Origin of the sequence: Variovorax sp. OK212 (assembly GCF_900112425.1) — a bacterium.
Classification (GTDB): Bacteria; Pseudomonadota; Gammaproteobacteria; order Burkholderiales; family Burkholderiaceae_C; genus Variovorax.
On record NZ_FOLP01000002.1, the window covers coordinates 44,799 to 62,019 of the forward strand.

At 67.4% G+C, this 17,221-nt stretch carries 16 protein-coding genes and 1 tRNA gene; 4 read left to right on the forward strand and 13 right to left on the reverse strand.

Annotated features, from left to right (window positions below; genetic code table 11):
• Window positions 1–14 precede the first annotated feature (14 nt).
• On the reverse strand, window positions 15–755 hold the full coding sequence (locus BM004_RS06820; protein WP_093128676.1) for a response regulator: 741 nt from the start codon (window positions 753–755) through the stop codon (window positions 15–17).
• Between the two features lie 186 nt (window positions 756–941).
• Here BM004_RS06820 and BM004_RS06825 point away from each other — a divergent pair, with 186 nt between their 5' ends.
• The 4 genes from BM004_RS06825 (at window position 942) to BM004_RS06840 (ending at window position 5,398) form a co-directional block, all read left to right on the forward strand.
• Window positions 942–1,277: a hypothetical protein gene (locus tag BM004_RS06825; protein WP_093212116.1), complete on the forward strand. Its 336-nt coding sequence runs from the start codon at window positions 942–944 to the stop codon at window positions 1,275–1,277.
• Between the two features lie 217 nt (window positions 1,278–1,494).
• Window positions 1,495–2,862 carry an ATP-binding protein gene (locus BM004_RS06830; RefSeq protein WP_256219819.1) on the forward strand — a complete coding sequence of 456 codons (1,368 nt, stop codon included), beginning with the start codon at window positions 1,495–1,497 and terminating at the stop codon, window positions 2,860–2,862.
• A gap of 122 nt (window positions 2,863–2,984) precedes the next feature.
• Entirely contained in the window at window positions 2,985–4,844 is a 1,860-nt protein-coding gene (locus BM004_RS06835; RefSeq protein ID WP_093212120.1) for a cytochrome c biogenesis protein DipZ, read from the forward strand.
• Between the two features lie 17 nt (window positions 4,845–4,861).
• Window positions 4,862–5,398 (forward strand): 2-hydroxychromene-2-carboxylate isomerase, encoded by a 537-nt coding sequence (locus BM004_RS06840; protein WP_093212122.1) that lies wholly within the window; start codon window positions 4,862–4,864, stop codon window positions 5,396–5,398.
• Between the two features lie 24 nt (window positions 5,399–5,422).
• Here BM004_RS06840 and BM004_RS06845 read toward each other — a convergent pair whose 3' ends face one another.
• The 12 genes from BM004_RS06845 to thrS form a co-directional block, all read right to left on the reverse strand.
• The gene (locus BM004_RS06845; protein WP_093212124.1) at window positions 5,423–6,868 is read right to left on the reverse strand and encodes an HD domain-containing phosphohydrolase; all 1,446 of its coding nucleotides are present in this window, start codon (window positions 6,866–6,868) and stop codon (window positions 5,423–5,425) included.
• A 66-nt stretch (window positions 6,869–6,934) separates the two neighbouring features.
• The gene (locus tag BM004_RS06850) at window positions 6,935–7,732 is read right to left on the reverse strand and encodes an alpha/beta fold hydrolase (RefSeq protein ID WP_093212126.1); all 798 of its coding nucleotides are present in this window, start codon (window positions 7,730–7,732) and stop codon (window positions 6,935–6,937) included.
• A gap of 392 nt (window positions 7,733–8,124) precedes the next feature.
• Window positions 8,125–8,382, reverse strand: coding sequence for a hypothetical protein (locus BM004_RS06855; RefSeq protein WP_093128666.1), 258 nt, complete (start codon window positions 8,380–8,382; stop codon window positions 8,125–8,127).
• A gap of 614 nt (window positions 8,383–8,996) precedes the next feature.
• Window positions 8,997–9,073 (reverse strand) — tRNA-Pro (locus BM004_RS06860).
• A gap of 26 nt (window positions 9,074–9,099) precedes the next feature.
• A complete protein-coding gene (locus BM004_RS06865) occupies window positions 9,100–9,576 on the reverse strand; it encodes a MerR family transcriptional regulator (protein WP_093128665.1) in 477 nt (158 codons plus the stop codon).
• Between the two features lie 64 nt (window positions 9,577–9,640).
• Window positions 9,641–10,012 carry an integration host factor subunit alpha gene (locus tag BM004_RS06870; protein ID WP_093128664.1) on the reverse strand — a complete coding sequence of 124 codons (372 nt, stop codon included), beginning with the start codon at window positions 10,010–10,012 and terminating at the stop codon, window positions 9,641–9,643.
• Window positions 10,013–10,017: 5 nt separating this feature from the next.
• Window positions 10,018–12,459, reverse strand: coding sequence for a phenylalanine--tRNA ligase subunit beta (gene pheT, locus BM004_RS06875; protein ID WP_093212128.1), 2,442 nt, complete (start codon window positions 12,457–12,459; stop codon window positions 10,018–10,020).
• Window positions 12,460–12,497: 38 nt separating this feature from the next.
• Complete coding sequence (gene pheS / locus BM004_RS06880) at window positions 12,498–13,574, reverse strand: phenylalanine--tRNA ligase subunit alpha (protein WP_093212130.1); 1,077 nt, start codon at window positions 13,572–13,574, stop codon at window positions 12,498–12,500.
• 112 nt (window positions 13,575–13,686) lie between these two features.
• Window positions 13,687–14,046 carry a 50S ribosomal protein L20 gene (gene rplT / locus BM004_RS06885; RefSeq protein WP_007832499.1) on the reverse strand — a complete coding sequence of 120 codons (360 nt, stop codon included), beginning with the start codon at window positions 14,044–14,046 and terminating at the stop codon, window positions 13,687–13,689.
• 24 nt (window positions 14,047–14,070) lie between these two features.
• The gene (gene rpmI / locus BM004_RS06890; RefSeq protein WP_007832497.1) at window positions 14,071–14,274 is read right to left on the reverse strand and encodes a 50S ribosomal protein L35; all 204 of its coding nucleotides are present in this window, start codon (window positions 14,272–14,274) and stop codon (window positions 14,071–14,073) included.
• 163 nt (window positions 14,275–14,437) lie between these two features.
• Window positions 14,438–15,061 (reverse strand): translation initiation factor IF-3, encoded by a 624-nt coding sequence (infC, locus tag BM004_RS06895; protein WP_093212132.1) that lies wholly within the window; start codon window positions 15,059–15,061, stop codon window positions 14,438–14,440.
• 101 nt (window positions 15,062–15,162) lie between these two features.
• Window positions 15,163–17,070, reverse strand: coding sequence for a threonine--tRNA ligase (gene thrS, locus BM004_RS06900; protein WP_093212134.1), 1,908 nt, complete (start codon window positions 17,068–17,070; stop codon window positions 15,163–15,165).
• Window positions 17,071–17,221 lie beyond the last annotated feature (151 nt).

Here is a 17,221-nt window from a genome sequence, read left to right on the forward strand (position 1 = left end):
CGGACCGTGCCGCTTCAGTCCAATGCCTCGACCGTCGAAGCGAACACGTAGCCCTCGCTTCGCACGGTCTTGATGTAGCGCGGCTCGCGCGCGTCGTCGTTCAGGCGCTGGCGCAGCCGGCTCACCAGCAGGTCGATGGAGCGCTCGAAGAGTTCGGCCTCGCGGCCCTGCGTGAGGCTGAGCAGCTGGTCGCGGCTCAGCACCTTCTGCGGATGGTCGAGGAACACGCGCAGCAGCCGGTACTCCGCGCCGCTGAGCGCGATCATGGTGCCGCTTTCGTCGAGCAGGTGGCGCGCGGTGGTGTCGACCTGCCACTCGCCGAAGGCCAGCTTCGAGGCCGACTCGGTCGAGCGCATGTTGGGCGGCAGCATGCGCGTGCGGCGCAGCACGGCGCGCATGCGCGCGAGCAACTCGCGCGCCGAGAAGGGCTTGGCCAGGTAGTCGTCGGCGCCCATCTCCAGGCCCAGGATGCGGTCGGCCTCCTCGCTGCGCGCGGTGAGCATGAGGATGGGCGTGGCCTTCCACTTGCCGGTGCGCAGGTCGCGGCACAGGGTGAGGCCGTCTTCGCCGGGCAGCATCAGGTCGAGGATGATGAGGTCGAACGGCCCCGACTCTTCCAGCGCCGCGCGCATGTGCCGCCCCGTGGGCACGGCCACCACGCGCAGGCCGTTCTTGACCAGGTAGGTGGTGAGCAACTCGCGGATTTCCCGGTCGTCGTCGACGATGAGGATGTGGTCGGAGGTCTTGGGGATCATGGCCTTGCCGCGCGCCGGCGCGGGTATGGAAGAGCTGGAAGGAAAGCGCAAGCCCGCAATGTAGCCCGGCTGGCGCGCGGAACAAGGGGCTTTGTATGCCTGTGTATCCGGCGCGCCGGGCGGCCACACTACGTTGCGCGGCGTTGTGCTGTGCTGTGCCGGGCGGCGCCTATCATGGCGGCCGAAATGAATTACCGCCTCCTGCTTCCCCTCCTCGCATTGCTTCCCGGCGCCGCGCTCGCCGCCACTCTGTCCGGCACCTTGCGCGGCGGCGGCGGCACCGACGACATGCACATCGTCGTGCAGTCGGCCACCGGCGAGCGCGTCACCGCCTACTGCGACGGCCACTGCGGCGACTGGTTCGACGAGGACGCCGCCTCGGGCGGCTCGACCCTCAAGAAGAAGCTGGTGGGCCGGCAGGTGCTGCTCGACCACCGGCGCGAGCCCAACCGCGACCGCATCGCCGGGCCGGGACCGGAGGAACAGCTCGACTTCGCCCGGAAGATCGAGCTGCTCAAGTAGGCCGAACGGCCCGGCGCCGCGCGAGCAGTGCCGGGCAGCGTCCCGTTAGGCCCGCCGCATGCGGCCTACCTGGGCATGTCTGGGCATGTCTGGGCGTGCCGACAGGTAATGTTGTATGTCCCGTTCCACGGGCCAACACACTGGCATACAAAAGGCGGGCCGCCGGGGCACACCCAGGGCTATAAACCTGACCATGCCCACCCCAGCGAGCCTCCCCATGCCGATTGCACCCACCGCCACGGCAGCGCCTGCGCCCCAGGACGGCTGGCGCAGGCTGCTTCCGCGCACGCTGTTCTCGCGGGTCACGCTGATCATCGTGGTCGGCCTGGCCATTGCGCAGCTGCTGACCTTCACCGCCATCCGCTACGAGCGCGGCATTGCGATGCGCGAGCTGATGATGACGGGCATCGAGCGCGACATTGCGAGTTCCGTGGCCGTGCTCGACCGCCTGCCCGCCGACGAGCGCGCCGGCTGGCTGGCGCGGCTGGAGCGGCGCAACTACCACTTCACGCTGGGCGGCGCGGCCGAGGGCGTGCCGCCCGAGGCGCCGGCGCTGCAGCAGTTCGCGGGTGCCATCGCCGATGCGATGCGCCCGTTCGAGATCGTCAAGATCGCCCAGGTGGCCAGCCCCACGCAGGAGCTGCAGATCCAGGTGCGGCTGAGCGACGGCGCCGCGCTGATCGTGCATGCGCGCCGGGTCGACATGCCGGTGTCGGGCTGGGTCATGTGGGTGTTGTGGCTGCAGCTGCTGGTGCTGGCCGTGTGTGCCTGGTACGCGGTGCGGCTGGTGACGCGCCCGCTGGCGCAGCTGGCCGACGCGGCCGACGAGCTGGGCCCCGACCTGAAGGGCGCCGAGCTGGCCGAGGAAGGCCCGACCGAGGTGCGGCACGCGGCACGCGCCTTCAACGCCATGCAGAAGCGCATTGCGGGCTACATGTCGGAGCGCGTCGAGATTCTCGCGGCCATCTCGCACGACCTGCAGACGCCCATCACCCGCATGCGCCTGCGCACCGACCTGATGGACAGCGACCACGACCGCGACAAGTTCCGCCAGGACCTGGACGCCATGCATGCGCTGGTGCGCGAGGGCGTGACCTATGCGCGCACGCTGCACGGCGCCACCGAGCCGCCCTGCCGCATCGATGCCGACGCGCTGTTCGAGAGCATGGTGGCCGACTACGAAGACGCGGGCCAGCAGGTGCTGCTGGAGGGCCGCACGGGCGCGCCGATCGTGACGCGGCCCAACGCGCTGCGCCGCATCCTGATGAACCTGATCGACAACGCGCTGAAGTTCGGTGACGACGTGCGCCTGCAGGTGCACGCCGGCGCGCAGGCCGGCCGGCTGGTGGTGGCGGTGGTCGACAACGGCCCCGGCATTCCGCCCGACCAGCTGGACAACGTGCTCAAGCCCTTCTACCGCGTGGAAGGCTCGCGCAACCGCAGCACGGGCGGCACCGGCCTGGGCCTGGCCATTGCGCACCAGCTGGCGGTGGCCATGGGCGCCGAACTGGCGCTGCGCAACCGCGGCGAGGGAGGGCTGGAGGCGCGGCTCACCCTGGACACCACAGCGCCGCTGCCGGACTGAGCCGCGGCCCAGGCCCGGCCCGCCCCACAACCCCCTGCTGCCCACGCGGCTCGCACAGCGCGAGACCGTGAGGACCCCGTTCGCCCTTTTTCAGTCATCAACCCTTCGCCGAGACCGACGCCATGCTGCTCCTCATCGTTGCCTACCTGGGTGGTGTGCTCACCATCCTGAGCCCGTGCATCCTGCCGGTGCTGCCCTTCGTGTTCGCCCGGGCCGACCGCCCGTTCCGCTCGCACGGCCTGCCGATGCTGCTGGGCATGGCGCTGGCGTTCGCCGCCATTGCCACGCTGGCGGCCGTGGGCGGCAACTGGGTGGTCACGCTGAACCAGTACGGGCGCTACGCGGCCATCGCGATGCTGGCGCTGTTCGGCGTGACGCTGCTCTTTCCGTCGGTGGCCGACCGCCTGGCGCGCCCGCTGGTGGCGCTGGGCATGCGGCTGTCGGGGCGGGAGCAGAACCAGGGGCAGGCCCATGCGTCGGTGTTCTCCGCGCTGCTGCTGGGCGTGGGCACGGGGCTGCTGTGGGCGCCGTGCGCGGGCCCGATCCTCGGGCTGATCCTGACCGGTGCGGCGCTCAACGGCGCGAGCATCGGCACCTCGCTGCTGCTGCTGGCCTATGCGGCGGGCGCGTGCACCTCGCTGGCGGCGGCGCTGCTGTTCGGCGGGCGGCTGTTCTCGGCGATGAAAGGCTCGCTGCATGCCGGCGAATGGCTGCGGCGCGCGGCCGGCGTGGCGGTGCTGGCCGGCGTGGGCGCAATCGCGCTGGGGCTGGACACGGGCCTGCTGAGCCAGATTTCCTTCGGCACCACTTCCGCGCTGGAGAAGGCGCTTGTAGAGAAGATCGATGCCGGGCTGCCGCGGCACCAGGCGCCGCCTGAGCCGCAAGCCGGCGCCGACCGCGGCGGCCTGATGCTGGCCGCCGCGCAACCCGAGGCGGTGGCCTCCGCGCCAGCCGCGTCACCCGCATCACCCGCATCACCCACATCAACCGTGCCGGGCAAGCCCGCGCTGAACCTGCGCGATGAAGGCGCCATCGCACCGCTCACCGGCGCCACCGAGTGGATCAACAGCACCCCGCTCACGGCCGAGAGCCTGCGCGGCAAGGTGGTGCTCATCGACTTCTGGACCTACTCGTGCATCAACTGCCTGCGCACGCTGCCGTACATCAACGCATGGGCCGAGAAGTACAAGGACGCGGGCCTGGTGGTGCTGGGCGTGCACACGCCGGAGTTCGCCTTCGAGAAGCTGCCGGCCAACGTGCGCCGCGCCACCAGGGACCTGGGCGTGGGCTTCCCGGTGGCGGTGGACAGCAACTACGCCATCTGGCGCGCCTTCGGCAATCAGTACTGGCCGGCGCTGTACTTCGTCGACGCGCAGGGGCGCATTCGCCACCACCAGTTCGGCGAAGGCATGTACGACAAATCTGAGCAGGTCATTCAGCAGCTGCTGGCCGAAGCCGGCCGCGGCGCGGTGGCGGGGCCGTTGGTGAAGCCCGAGGGCCGGGGCACGCAGGCCGCAGCGGCCGACACGCTGCCCGAGTCGGGCGAGACCTACCTGGGCTACGAGCGCGCGAACCGCTTCGCCTCGCCCGGTGGCATTGCGAACGACCGCGCCCGCGCGTACCAGGCGCCGGCCTCGCTGCGCACCAACCAGTGGTCGCTCGACGGCGAATGGAAGATCGACGCCGAGCGCGCCATGCTCGAGCGCGCGAACGGCCGCCTCGCCTACCGCTTTCATGCGCGCGACCTGCACCTGGTGCTCGGGCCAGCGCCCGGCGGCAAGCCGGTGCGCTTTCGCGTGACGCTCGACGGCCAGCCGCCGCTCGCCGACCACGGCGCCGACACCGACGCGCAGGGCAACGGCGTGATCGACGGGCAGCGGCTGTACCAGCTGGTGCGGCAGAAGGCGAGCGAGAAAGACCGGGTGTTCGAGATCGAGTTTCTCGACGCGGGCGCGCAGGCCTATGTGTTCACCTTCGGGTAGCGCCCTGCAGGGCGACGGTGTATGCGCGCACCGGCGGCATCCTGCTGCCGCTGCGTGCGCCCGAGCGGCAGCAGTACCGCGTGACGGAGCTGCGGCGCTGGTGCACGCGCCTGGGCGTTCATGTCAACGCGAGCCCGAAGTTCATGTGCCCCGATGCGGCGCTGGCGTCGCGCATCGTCATCGCGGCCAGTGCCAGTGCCAGTGCCAGTGCCAATGCCAGTGCCGATGCCAGTGCCGATGCCAATACCAGCGTCGAAGCGCATGACGTGGTGGCGCTGTACAAGGCCATCCTGCGGGCCGAGTGGTGCGAGGAGAAGGACATCTCGGACGCGGCCACGCTCGCCGGCATCGTGGCCGACTGCGGCCTGGACGCACAGGCCTTGATGCGCGACGCGGGTACGGACGAGGTGGCGCGTACCTATGCCGGCTTCACCGATCGCGCGGTGGCGGCCGGCGTGTTCGGCTCGCCGTCTGGCGTGCACCGCGGCGAGCTCTTCTGGGGACAGGACCGGCTCGACTTCCTCGAAGAGGCTGTCTCGGCGACGCTGGACTGAAACGGCAGGCTGCGCGGCTCGGCTTCAGAGCAGGCCGAGCGTCAGCGCCTTCAGCGTGGCGGCCGCGCGCGTGGTGCAGCCGAGCTTGCGGAAGATGTTCTCCAGGTGGGCGCGCACGGTGCTCGGGCTGATGCCGAGCGAACGCGCCGCCTCCTTGTTGCTTTCGCCGAGGCTGATGCGCCCGAGCACTTCGACCTCTCGGCCGGAGAGCAGTGCCGATGCGTCGGCAGGCGACGCTGCAGCGGCGCTCGCCGGATGGCCGGTGAGCGCCGCGATGGCCTGCGCATCGAGCCGGCCGGCATCGCCTTCGGCACGCAGCGCGGCCACGGCCTCGGCCTGCGCCAGCGCAGGCTTGCCGGGCCTTGCGGTGTTCAGCGACACCCAGTGCGCGGCGGCGGCCAGCACGCGGCCTTCGGCGTCGATGGCCGCGCCCTTCACGCCGCGGAAGAAGCCCGAGCCGTCGAGCCGCTCGTCGACGAAGGAGGCGATCTCGGCCTCGGCGCGCAGCGTGTCGATGCGGCGCGCGGCGCGCTCCGTCCAGTAGGGCACGAGGCGCAGGCGCTCGGCATCGGCCTCGCTGCGCACGCCGGGCGAGTCCCACACGCCGTTGGGCACCGATGCGCGGCCGATGCCGTGGATGAGCCCCGCGCGGTAGATGCGCTGCTGCTGCGCAGGCTCCAGCCCCATGGCGGCGGCGCCGCGCTGCGCGGCCTCGGCCACGCGGCGCGAGTAGCCGGTCATCCACGGCAGCTTGAGGTCGATGACGTCGGCGATGAGCTCCAGCGGCGCGGTGATGTCTTGCAGCGCGGTGGGCACCGGCATCGGCTCGGTGGAAGCGCCCTGCTCCAGCATGTGCAGCCAGTCGACCGCGTGGCGGTGCGCCGCGTCGACCAGGAAGGCCGGGTAGCGCGCATCGGCGCGTTCGGCGATGTAGCGCAGCGCGTTGTTCAGGCCGTGCACGCGCGAGAAGATCTCGAGGTCGCCCGCCACGGTGACGATGAACACCTCGAGTGGAATGCGCGCGGCCTCCAGGCCCAGCGGCTTGCCCTGCCCGTCGAAGGTTTCGAACATGTGGCGCAACGGCAGTTCCACCGCCGCGGGCATGCCCAGCGTGCGCGCGATGTCGCCCGACACCTCGCAATGGATTTCGGCCAGCGGGCTGATGGAGCCCGCGAAGTCCGCCGCGGCGCGCGCCGACGCGGTCGCCAGCATGGTGCGCCGGCCGCCCACGTCGTCGCCCAGCAGGTCGGAGAACTCGGGTGCGTTGGCGGTGCAGCCCGACCAGCGCAACAGCGACGCGCAGGCCGCGTGGCCCTGCACCGCCTCGTCGCAACCGGCCGCGGCGGCCAGGTGCGACGCGAGCCACGCCGTGCGCGCCGAATGGTCGATGGGCTGGCCCATGCTGAGGTCGCCGACGAATGCGAGCGCGCGGATGGCGTCGAAGACCTGGATGGGGGAAGAAGGCTGCACGGGAGATGGAGAGAGAAGTAGGAAACGTGCCGGCCGCGGGGAGCCCCGCGGCCGGCACGCGGCACCTTACTTGGATTGGCGCACAGCGTCCAGGATGACCTCGGCCACCTTCGCGGGCTGCGACTGCTGCGGCACGTGGCTGCTGTTCACGCGCGTGAGGTGCGCGCCGATCTTCTTCGCCATGTCGAGCTGCAGCGCCGGCGGGATCATGTGGTCGGCGGTGGCGGCCAGGTACCACGAGGGCTTGGTCTTCCACGCGGCGACGGGCAGCTTCTGCTCGAACGACTTGCCGAGGATCGGGCCCTGCGTGGCCGTCATCACGGCCGTTGCCGAGGCCGGCAGGTCTTGCGCGAAGTGCTTGCTCATGCCCTCCTTGGTGAGCGACAGGAAGCCCGAAGCGTCGGCCACGATGTGCGCGAAACCGGGCGCCGGGGGGTAGTCCTTGCCGAGCTCGGCGGAGGTCTGGCCGGCGTCGGGCGCGAAGGCCGCCACGTAGACGAGCGAGGCGACCTTGTCGTTCGCACCCGCCTCGGTGATGACCGAGCCGCCCCACGAGTGGCCCACCAGCACCACCTTGCCCGGCTGCGCGTCGATGGCGCGCTTGGCGGCGGCCACGTCGTCCTCGAGCGAAGTCAGCGGGTTCTGCACCGCCACCACATGCAGGCCCTTGGCCTGCAGCAACGGGATCACCTTGGCCCAGTCGGAACCGTCGGCGAAGGCGCCATGGACGATGACGACGCTGGGCTTGGAGGTGTCGGGTGTGGCTGGCGCGTTGGGTGTCGCGGCCGTTGCACCGAGGGCGGAGAACGACAGGCCGATGACGGCGGCAGCGGCTGCGAGCTTGAAGCGATGGGTGGTTTTCATGAGGGCTTTCCTTGCGAAGTGACAGAGGTGGAGGGAGAACCCGTACTGTCCGCTTCGCGGGGGGAAGCCGCTATTGGATGAATGTCCGATGGGGGGTTGGGGTGGGCCGTTGCGCCTGTGAGGGCTGCCTTGCGCCGCAACCGAGCCGTTGGCTCAGGTCCCTGCTTGTTGGCTGCGCTGGCTAGAAGTGCTGGACCACCAGCACCGCTGCGCCTGCAAGGGAAATGGCGCCGCCGATGATCTGCCTGACTGTCTTCATGATGTTCTCCGTGCTGCCCAGTGGATGAACATCGATGGTGCCGGAAGCCCCACTGTCCGGGGTTTGGCAATCTTCATGCGCGGGATAGGCAAATCGGAAAACGACCGCCCTCGCCGCTCCTCACTCCTGCTTCTCAGCACTGCCGCATCAGCAACTGCGCCTCCTTGAGCGAGAGCCGCTCCCTTGCGAACTGGCTGGCCCGCAGCCGCACACGCGCCAGCGCCGCTTCGAGCGACGGCTGCTGCATGAACACCAGCGTGCCCCACTTCAGCCCGCGAAGACTCAGCTCCGCCACGCCCGCATAGCAGCCGTTGGTGGTCTGCTTGATATCGACACGGCTGGACCAGCCATCGGGCAGGTCGACGAGGAGTTGTTGTTGTGGTGTGCTCATGGTGCGATCGAGGATAGGCGTGGGTCGCTTGTCGCCCCAAGGAACTAATTCCTTGGTGTTAACGTTTATTTGCGATGGTTGGCTTTGTTGTCGAAGCCGCCTTCTGCTGAGTCGGACAGTGGTGATGACGTAGCCGTGGGCCCAGCAGCCCGACGCGTTCGTCGACCTGGCTTGACGACCGATCGCCCAGGTCATCCCTCGAACGGCAGCCCAAGCCCCTGCGGACCCAAGCGGCGCAGGCAGCGGTGGCGACCTTGGCGCCCGGATCGCAAGCGTCGACGCGACGATGGCGAAGTCACTCAGCCTGGACAGGCCATGCGGAGCGCATGGTGATCCGGTTCGCCCCGCCGGAAGTGTCTGGTGGCCATGGACTGAGACCACTGGACGTGGCGCTCGAGGCCGCATCGCAGCCCGCGCCCCATGCCGCGGCACGTCGGAACCTCGTAGCAGATCAACTGCCTGGCGCAGGCAGCAGTTGCACGGGGATCGAGTAGGCACCGCGCCCCCGTGGATTGCCGCCACGCAAGACAGGCCCAATGGGAAGGCAATTGTCAGGGCCAAAGAAAAACGGCCTACGCCTTGTGAGCGTAAGCCGTTGATCTAACTACTGTCTTTGGTCGGTGTGAAAGGATTCGAACCTTCGACCCCTTGCACCCCATGCAAGTGCGCTACCAGGCTGCGCCACACACCGAAGCTCTCGATTATAGCCGTTGAAATTCAGCGTCCGACGGTCAACAGCTCACGAATTTCAAAGAGTTCGCGGCGAAGGTGCAACAACTGCGACAAGTCGGGCGCCTGGGCGCCCTTTTCAGCACCCGCATGCGCCGGTTCCTGCGTGTCCTGCACGATGGCCGCGTCGAATTCTTCCTGGTCGATCTCGATGGCTTCCATGCCTTCGAGCGGCACCTCGCCAGCCTTGCGGCGGTCGCGCTCGCCCTGCACGAGTTCCTGCAGCTTGTTGCGCGCACCGCTGATGGTGAAGCCCTGGTCGTAGAGCAGGTCGCGGATGCGGCGGATCATCAGCACCTCGTGGTGCTGGTAGTAGCGGCGGTTGCCGCGTCGCTTCATGGGGCGCAGCTGCGTGAACTCCTGCTCCCAATAGCGAAGCACGTGCGGCTTGACGCCACAGAGTTCGCCGACCTCACCGATGGTGAAGTAGCGTTTGACAGGAATCGGCGGGAGCGTTTTCTCCATTGAAATCAAGACTGTGCGCGGGAAACCTTAGAGATTACTCCACGCAGGCGCACAGCACCAAGCACTATTCGGCGCCCAGGCTCCACTCGACTTCCGTCGAAGCACCCTGCTCGGCGCTGCCCTGGATCTGTTCCTTGAGCTTGGCGCTCGCGTGGAAGGTGGCCACGCGGCGCTCGCCGATCGGAATGGCCTCGCCGGTGCGCGGGTTGCGGCCCGGGCGCGGCGCCTTCACGCGGATCTGGAAGTTGCCGAAGCCGGAGATCTTCACGTCGGTGCCTTCGATGAGGCTGCCGGCCACGAGCTCGAAGAACGCTTCGACCATGTCCTTGGACTCACGCTTGTTCAGGCCGATCTGCTCGAACAGCAGGTCGGCCAGATGCGCCTTGGTGAGCGCAGGCGTTTCGAGGGCCTCGAGCGTGAATTCGGCAGCGTTCATTCTCATCATCCCCTCAATCGGCCGCCGACCTTGGCGCCCAGTTGTTCGACGATCGCGCGCACGGCAGGTTCGACCTGCTCGTCCGTCAGGGTGGCGCTGTCGCTCTGGAAGCTCAGGCGCACCGCCATGCTCTTCTCGCCCTGTGCCAAGGCACCAGGCGCGGCCACGGCACCGTCGCGCAGCGGTTGCGGACGGTAGATGTCGAACAGCGTTGCATCACGCAGCAGGCCCTGCGCGCCGGTCGTGCCGCGAATGACTTGCATGAGCGCGTCGTGCGTCACGGCCTCTGCCACGACGACGGCAATGTCGCGCTCCACGGCCTGGTGCTTCGGCACCGGCTGTGCCACCGGCACAGGCCGCGCGATGACGGCGTCGAGGTCGAGTTCGAACAGCACGGGCGCCTGGGCGAAGTCCCACTTCTGGCGCCAGCGCGGATGCAATTCGCCGACGACACCGATGGCCTTGCCGTCGACCATCACGCGTGCCGAACGGCCCGGGTGCAGCGCGGGATGCTCGGCCGCCTCGAAGGTCGGCACCAGCGGCGCCAGCAGCGCCTCGACGTCGCCCTTGACGTCATAGAAGTCGATGCGCTGCGGCTTGCCGTCCCAGCGCGCTTCGTCGGCGTCGCCCCATGCCAGGCCCGCCACGCGCATCGGCTGGTTGACGCCGCGCACGGTGCTGTCGGTGGTGACGACGCTGTCGTCGCGCATGAACACGCGGCCCAGTTCGAACACGCGCACGCGCGGCGCCTTGCGGTCGAGATTGAACTTGAGCACCTGCAGCAGCGAGCCGAGCAGCGACGAACGCATCACGCTCATCTGGCTGGCGATGGGGTTCAGCAGCTTGACCGGGTTGGCGTTGCCCGCCAGGTCCTGCTCCCAATGCGCTTCGACGAAGCTGAAGTTGATCGTCTCCTGGTAGCCCAGTGCGGCGATGCCGCGGCGCACCGCGAAGCGGCTGCGCTGTGCCTCGGGCCGCACGCGAGCGGTGATGGGTGCGAGCGGTGCGGTGGTCGGCAGGTTGTTGAAGCCGACCAGGCGAGCGACTTCTTCGATCAGGTCTTCTTCGATCAGCAGGTCGAAGCGGTGCGGCGGCGGCGTGATGGTGAGCGTGCCTTCGCCTTCGGTGATGGCGAAGCCGAGGCGGCCGAGCGCGTCGGCGCATTGCGCCTGCGTGAGCGGCATGCCGATGACGCGCGAAGCGCGCGCCACGCGCAGCGTGACGGGCACGGCGGCGGGCACGTGCAGCGTCTGGTCGTCGATGGTGCCGGCCTGGCCGCCGCAGATCTCGACGATGAGCTGCGTGATGCGCTCGCTGATCTGCACCGTGCGGCTCGGATCGACGCCGCGCTCGTAGCGATGGCCCGCGTCGGTGGAAAAGTTGAAGCGGCGCGAACGGCCCTGCACGGCCTCGGGCCACCAGAACGCGGCTTCGACGTAGATGTTGCGCGTGTCGTCGGACACCGACGTGGCGTCGCCGCCCATGATGCCGGCGAGCGACTCGACCTCGCGGTCGTCGGCGATCACGCCGACCTTGTCGTCGACCGTGATGGTGGTGCCGTTGAGCAGCTTGAGCTGTTCGCCCGCCTTGCCCCAGCGCACCGTGAGGCCGCCATGGATCTTGTCGAGGTCGAAGATGTGGGTCGGCTGGCCGTACTCGAACATCACGTAGTTCGAGATGTCGACCAGCGGCGTGACGCTGCGTTGGCCGCAGCGCGCGAGGCGCTCGACCATCCACGCCGGCGTGGCCACCTTGGTGTTCACGCCGCGCATGATGCGGCCCGAGAAACGGCCGCAGAGCTCGGGCGCCTCGACCTTGACGGGCAGCACGTCGGTGAAGGCAGTGGCCACCGGCGTGATGGCCGGCGTCTTCAGCGGGGTACCGGTGAGCGCCGAGAGTTCGCGCGCCACGCCGTACACGCTCAGGCCGTGCGCCAGGTTGGGCGTGAGCTTGAGCGTGAGCAGCGCGTCGTCGAGCTTGAGCACATCGCGCACGTCGGCGCCGATGGGCGCGTCGGCGGCGAGCTCGAGCAGGCCGCCGTGGTCTTCGCTCAGGTGCAGTTCGCGTGCCGAGCACAGCATGCCCTGGCTCTCGACGCCGCGCAGCTTGCCGAGCTTGATGAGGAAAGGCTTGCCGTCTTCACCCGGCGGCAGTTCGGCGCCGACGAGTGCGCACGGCACCTTGATGCCGACGCGCGCGTTGGGCGCGCCGCACACGATGTTGAGCAAGGCGCCCTGCCCCGCATCGACCTGGCACACGCGCAGGCGATCGGCGTTGGGGTGCTGCACGGCTTCCTTGATTTCGCCGACCACGATGCGCGTGAAAGGCGGCGCCACCGGTCGGCGCTCTTCGACCTCGAAGCCGCCCATGGTGAGCGTTTCGGCCAGTGCGGCGCTGTCGAGGGGCGGGTTGCAGAACTCGCGCAGCCAGGATTCCGGGAATTGCATCTCTTCGATCTCGATCTGGTTTTTCTATGGATGGGGACTTACTGGAACTGCGAGAGAAAACGCAGGTCACCGTCGAAGAAGAGGCGCAGGTCGTTCACGCCATAGCGCAGCATGGTGAGCCGGTCGGGGCCCATGCCGAAGGCGAAGCCGATGTAGCGCTCGGGGTCGAGACCCATGTTGCGCACGACGTTCGGATGCACCTGGCCGGCGCCCGACACTTCGAGCCAGCGGCCGGCCAGCGGGCCGCTCTGGAACTGGATGTCGATCTCGGCGCTCGGTTCGGTGAACGGGAAGAAGCTCGGGCGGAAGCGCAGCACGAGGTCGTCGCGTTCGAAAAAGGTGCGGCAGAAGTCGGTGAAGATGACCTTCAGGTCCTTGAAGCTCACGTTCTCGCCGAGCCACAGGCCTTCGCACTGGTGGAACATGGGCGAGTGGGTGGCGTCGCTGTCGACACGGTAGGTGCGGCCCGGCGCGATCACGCGGATCTCGGGCGCCTTCACGGTGCCGGTCTTGTCGGCGGCAGCCGCAGCGAACTCGGCGGCGTACTTCTTGATGTGCTGATGCGCATAGCGCACCTGCATCGGGCTGGTGTGCGGACGCAGGTTGTAGGGGATGCCGTCGTCGCCGTTCAGGTCGACGTAGAAGGTGTCCTGCATCGAACGCGCCGGATGGTTCGGCGGGTTGTTGAGCGAGGTGAAGCTGTGCCAGTCGCTCTCGACTTCGGGGCCGTCGGCCACATCGAAGCCCATGCTCGAGAAGATCTCCTCGATGCGCTCCAGGGTGCGGCTCACGGGGTGCAGGCCGCCGGGGATGCGGCGCCGCCCGGGCAGGCTCACGTCGAGCGCTTCGGCGCGCAGCTGCAGGGAGAGCTCTTCGTCGGCCAGTTGCTGGCGGCGCTCGGTCAGCGCGGCCTCGATGGCCTGCTTGCCGACGTTGATCGCGGCGCCGCGGGACTTCTTCTCTTCGACACTCAGCGCGGCCATGCCCTTCATCAGCTCGGTGATGCGGCCCGACTTGCCGAGGAACTGCGCCTTGGCGTTTTCGAGCTCGGCGGGCGTCTTCGCTTCGGCGAAAGCGGCGCGTGCGGTGTCGACCAGGGAGTCCAACTCGTTCATAGCAACAAAAATCTTCGAGGGGAAATAAAAAAGAGCTGGAGCCTTTTCAAGCGCCAGCCCTTGAGCCGTGGGCGCAGGAGACTGCCCGAAGGCAGCAGCCTGCTGTGCAGAATCAAGCAGCCAGCTTGGCCTTGACCTGCTCCACGATGCCGGCAAAAGCGGCCTTGTCGTGCACGGCGATGTCCGCAAGCATCTTGCGGTCGATCTCGATACCGGCCTTGCGGATGCCGTTGGCGAACTGGCTGTAGGTCAGGCCCAGTTCACGCGAGGCGGCGTTGATACGCGCGATCCACAGCTGACGGAACACGCGCTTCTTGGTACGGCGGTCACGGTAGGCGTATTGGCCTGCCTTCATCACCGCCTGTTTGGCGACGCGGAAGACATTGCCGCGGCGACCGCGGAAACCCTTGGCGAGTGCGAGAACTTTCTTGTGGCGGGCGCGAGCCGTTACACCACGTTTGACGCGAGGCATGTGTTTTCTCCTTGTTCGTCTGAATTAAATGCCACGGCCGGGCAGCATGGCGGCGACAGAAACCATGTTGGTTTCATGCACTGCGACTGCACCACGGAGGTGACGCTTGTTCTTGGTGGTCTTCTTCGTCAAGATGTGACGCTTGAAGGCTTGACCGCGCTTGACGGTGCCACCGGGACGAACGCGGAAACGTTTTTTCGCGCTGCTCTTGGTCTTCATTTTGGGCATAAAAATGCTCCTTTAGTTTGTGCTCGTGAGGCGCCATGGATGCTCCACGGACTTGTTGGCCCCGAGACACTTCTTTATCTCGCCCCTGCCCGCGTTTCTTGCGAAACGCCGGCAAGGGCGAAATCCCTTCAAAACCTCGCTACTGCTACCGCGACCCTGGCGCTCAAGCCGCTGCGGGCGACGCGGCCGGAGCCGCAGCGTCTGCTGCCGGCTTCGGTGCACCACCGCCGGCCTTCTTGCGGCCCGGCGCGATCATCATGATCATCTGCCGGCCTTCGAGCTTCGGGAACTGCTCGACCATGATCAGGTCGCCCAGTTCATCGCGAATGCGCTGCAACAGCGCCAGGCCCAGCTCCTGGTGCGTGATCTCGCGGCCGCGAAAGCGCAGCGTGATCTTGCATTTGTCGCCGTCCTCAAGGAAGCGCTTGATGTTGCGCATCTTGATGTTGTAGTCGCCGTCGTCGGTACCGGGCCGGAACTTGATTTCCTTGACCTCGATGACCTTCTGCTTCGACTTCGCCTCGGCTGCCTTCTTCTGCTCGTGGTACTTGAACTTGCCGTACTCGATCAGGCGGCACACCGGCGGGTTGGCCGCCGCAACGACCTCCACCAGATCCACGTCGGCCTCGCCCGCAAGGCGCAGGGCCTCGGAAAGGCTCATGACACCCAATGGCTCGTTTTCCGGGCCGACCAGGCGGACTTCCGGGGCCATGATTTCCCGGTTCAGGCGGTGTTGGCGTTCCTCGCGGTGGCGGCGGTCGCGAAATGCAGTAGCGATGGTCAGAATCCTTCAAAAATTGCTACAAAATCTGTAGCGAACGCCGGTCAGTCCTCGCGAACAAGCGGCACGATTTGGCAGGGAAACATATGAGGTGTTTCAGAGACAAATCAACGCTTGTCAGCAACATCCTGGACGAGCCGTTGCACGAACGATTCGAGGGACATTGCACCGAGGTCTTGATTGCCCCGGGCGCGCACTGCGACGGCACCTGCTTCCTTTTCCTTGTCGCCCACGACGAGGATGTAAGGGAGCTTTTGCAACGAATGCTTCCGTATTTTATACGTAATCTTTTCGTTGTGCAGGTCAAGCTGAACCCTAAGCCCTTGATTTTGCAGCGCTTTCGCCACGTCCCGAGCGTAATCGGCCTGTCCTTCACTGATATTGAGCACCGCCACCTGCACCGGAGCGAGCCACGCGGGCAGTGCGCCCGAGTGGTGTTCGATCAGCATGCCGATGAAGCGCTCCAGGCTGCCGACGATCGCGCGGTGCAGCATCACGGGGTGCGCGCGGCCGCTCGATTCCGTCACGTACTCGCCGCCCAGGCGCTCTGCCGTGTTGAAGTCGACCTGCATCGTGCCGCACTGCCACTGGCGGCCGATGGCGTCGCGCAGCGTGTATTCGATCTTCGGGCCGTAGAAGGCACCGTCGCCGGGGGCAATCACGAAATCGACGCCCGAGCGGCGCAGCGACTCCATCACCGCATGCTCTGCCTTGTCCCACAGCTCGTCGGACCCCACGCGGTTCTCGGGCCGCGTGGCGACCTTGTAGAGGATGTCCGTGAAGCCGAAGTCGGCGTAGACCTTCTGCAGTTGGTCCGTGTACGCAATGCACTCCTCGAGGATCTGGTCTTCCGTGCAGAAGATGTGCCCGTCGTCCTGCGTGAAGCCGCGCACGCGCATGATGCCGTGCAGTGCGCCGCTGGGCTCGTTGCGGTGGCATTGGCCGAACTCGCCGTAGCGCAGCGGCAGGTCGCGGTAGCTGCGCAGGTCGCTCTTGAAAATCAGCACGTGACCCGGGCAGTTCATCGGCTTCAGCGCGTATTCGCGCTTCTCCGACTCCGTCGTGAACATGTTGTCGCGGTAGTTCTGCCAGTGGCCCGTTTTCTCCCACAGGCTCTTGTCAAGAATCTGCGGGCCCTTCACTTCCCAGTAGCCCGTGTCGCGGTAGATGCCGCGCATGTACTGCTCGACCTGCTGCCAGACCGCCCAGCCCTTCGGGTGCCAGAACACCAGGCCCGGCGCCGCTTCGTCGATGTGGAACAGGTCGAGTTCCTTGCCGAGGCGGCGGTGGTCGCGCTTCTCGGCTTCCTCGATGCGCTGGATGTACTGGTCGAGCTGCTTCTTGTCGGCCCATGCCGTGCCGTAGACGCGCTGCAGCTGCTCGTTCTTGGCGTCGCCGCGCCAGTAGGCGCCGGCCAGCTTCGTGAGCTTGAAGACCTTCAGGAAGCGCGTGTTCGGCACGTGCGGGCCGCGGCACATGTCGACGTATTCCTGGTGGTAGTACAGGCCCATGGCCTGCTCGTCGGGCATGTCCTCGACCAGGCGCAGCTTGTACTCCTCGCCGCGCGACTTGAAGACCTCGATGACTTCGGCGCGCGGCGTCACCTTCTTCACGACGTCGTAGTCCTGCGCGATCAGCTCGCGCATGCGGGCTTCGATCGCGGCCATGTCCTCGGGCGTGAACGGGCGCTCGTAGGAAATGTCGTAATAGAAGCCCTCGTCGATCACGGGCCCGATCACCATCTTGGCCGTCGGGTAGAGCTGCTTCACCGCGTGGCCGACCAAGTGGGCCGTCGAGTGGCGAATGATCTCCAGGCCCTCGTCGTCCTTGGGCGTGATGATCTGGAGCTTGGCGTCGTGGTCGATGATGTCGCTGGCATCGACGAGCTTGCCGTCGACCTTGCCGGCCACCGTCATCTTGGCGAGGCCGGGGCCGATGGACTGGGCCACCTGAGCCACCGAAACCGGGCCTGGGAACTCGCGGCGCGAGTTGTCGGGAAGCGTGATCTGGATCATGTGAAAACCTCGGGGAGAAAAACAAAAAAGCGCGGTGGATGCCGCGCTTTGCTTGGTTGTGAAGCTGGCAGAAACCAGCGAGCGCGGGGTTACCGGCCCTTTCCTTCGAAGAAGAAAAAGCCGCTGAGTCCTTGCGGAGTAGTTCGCGGTG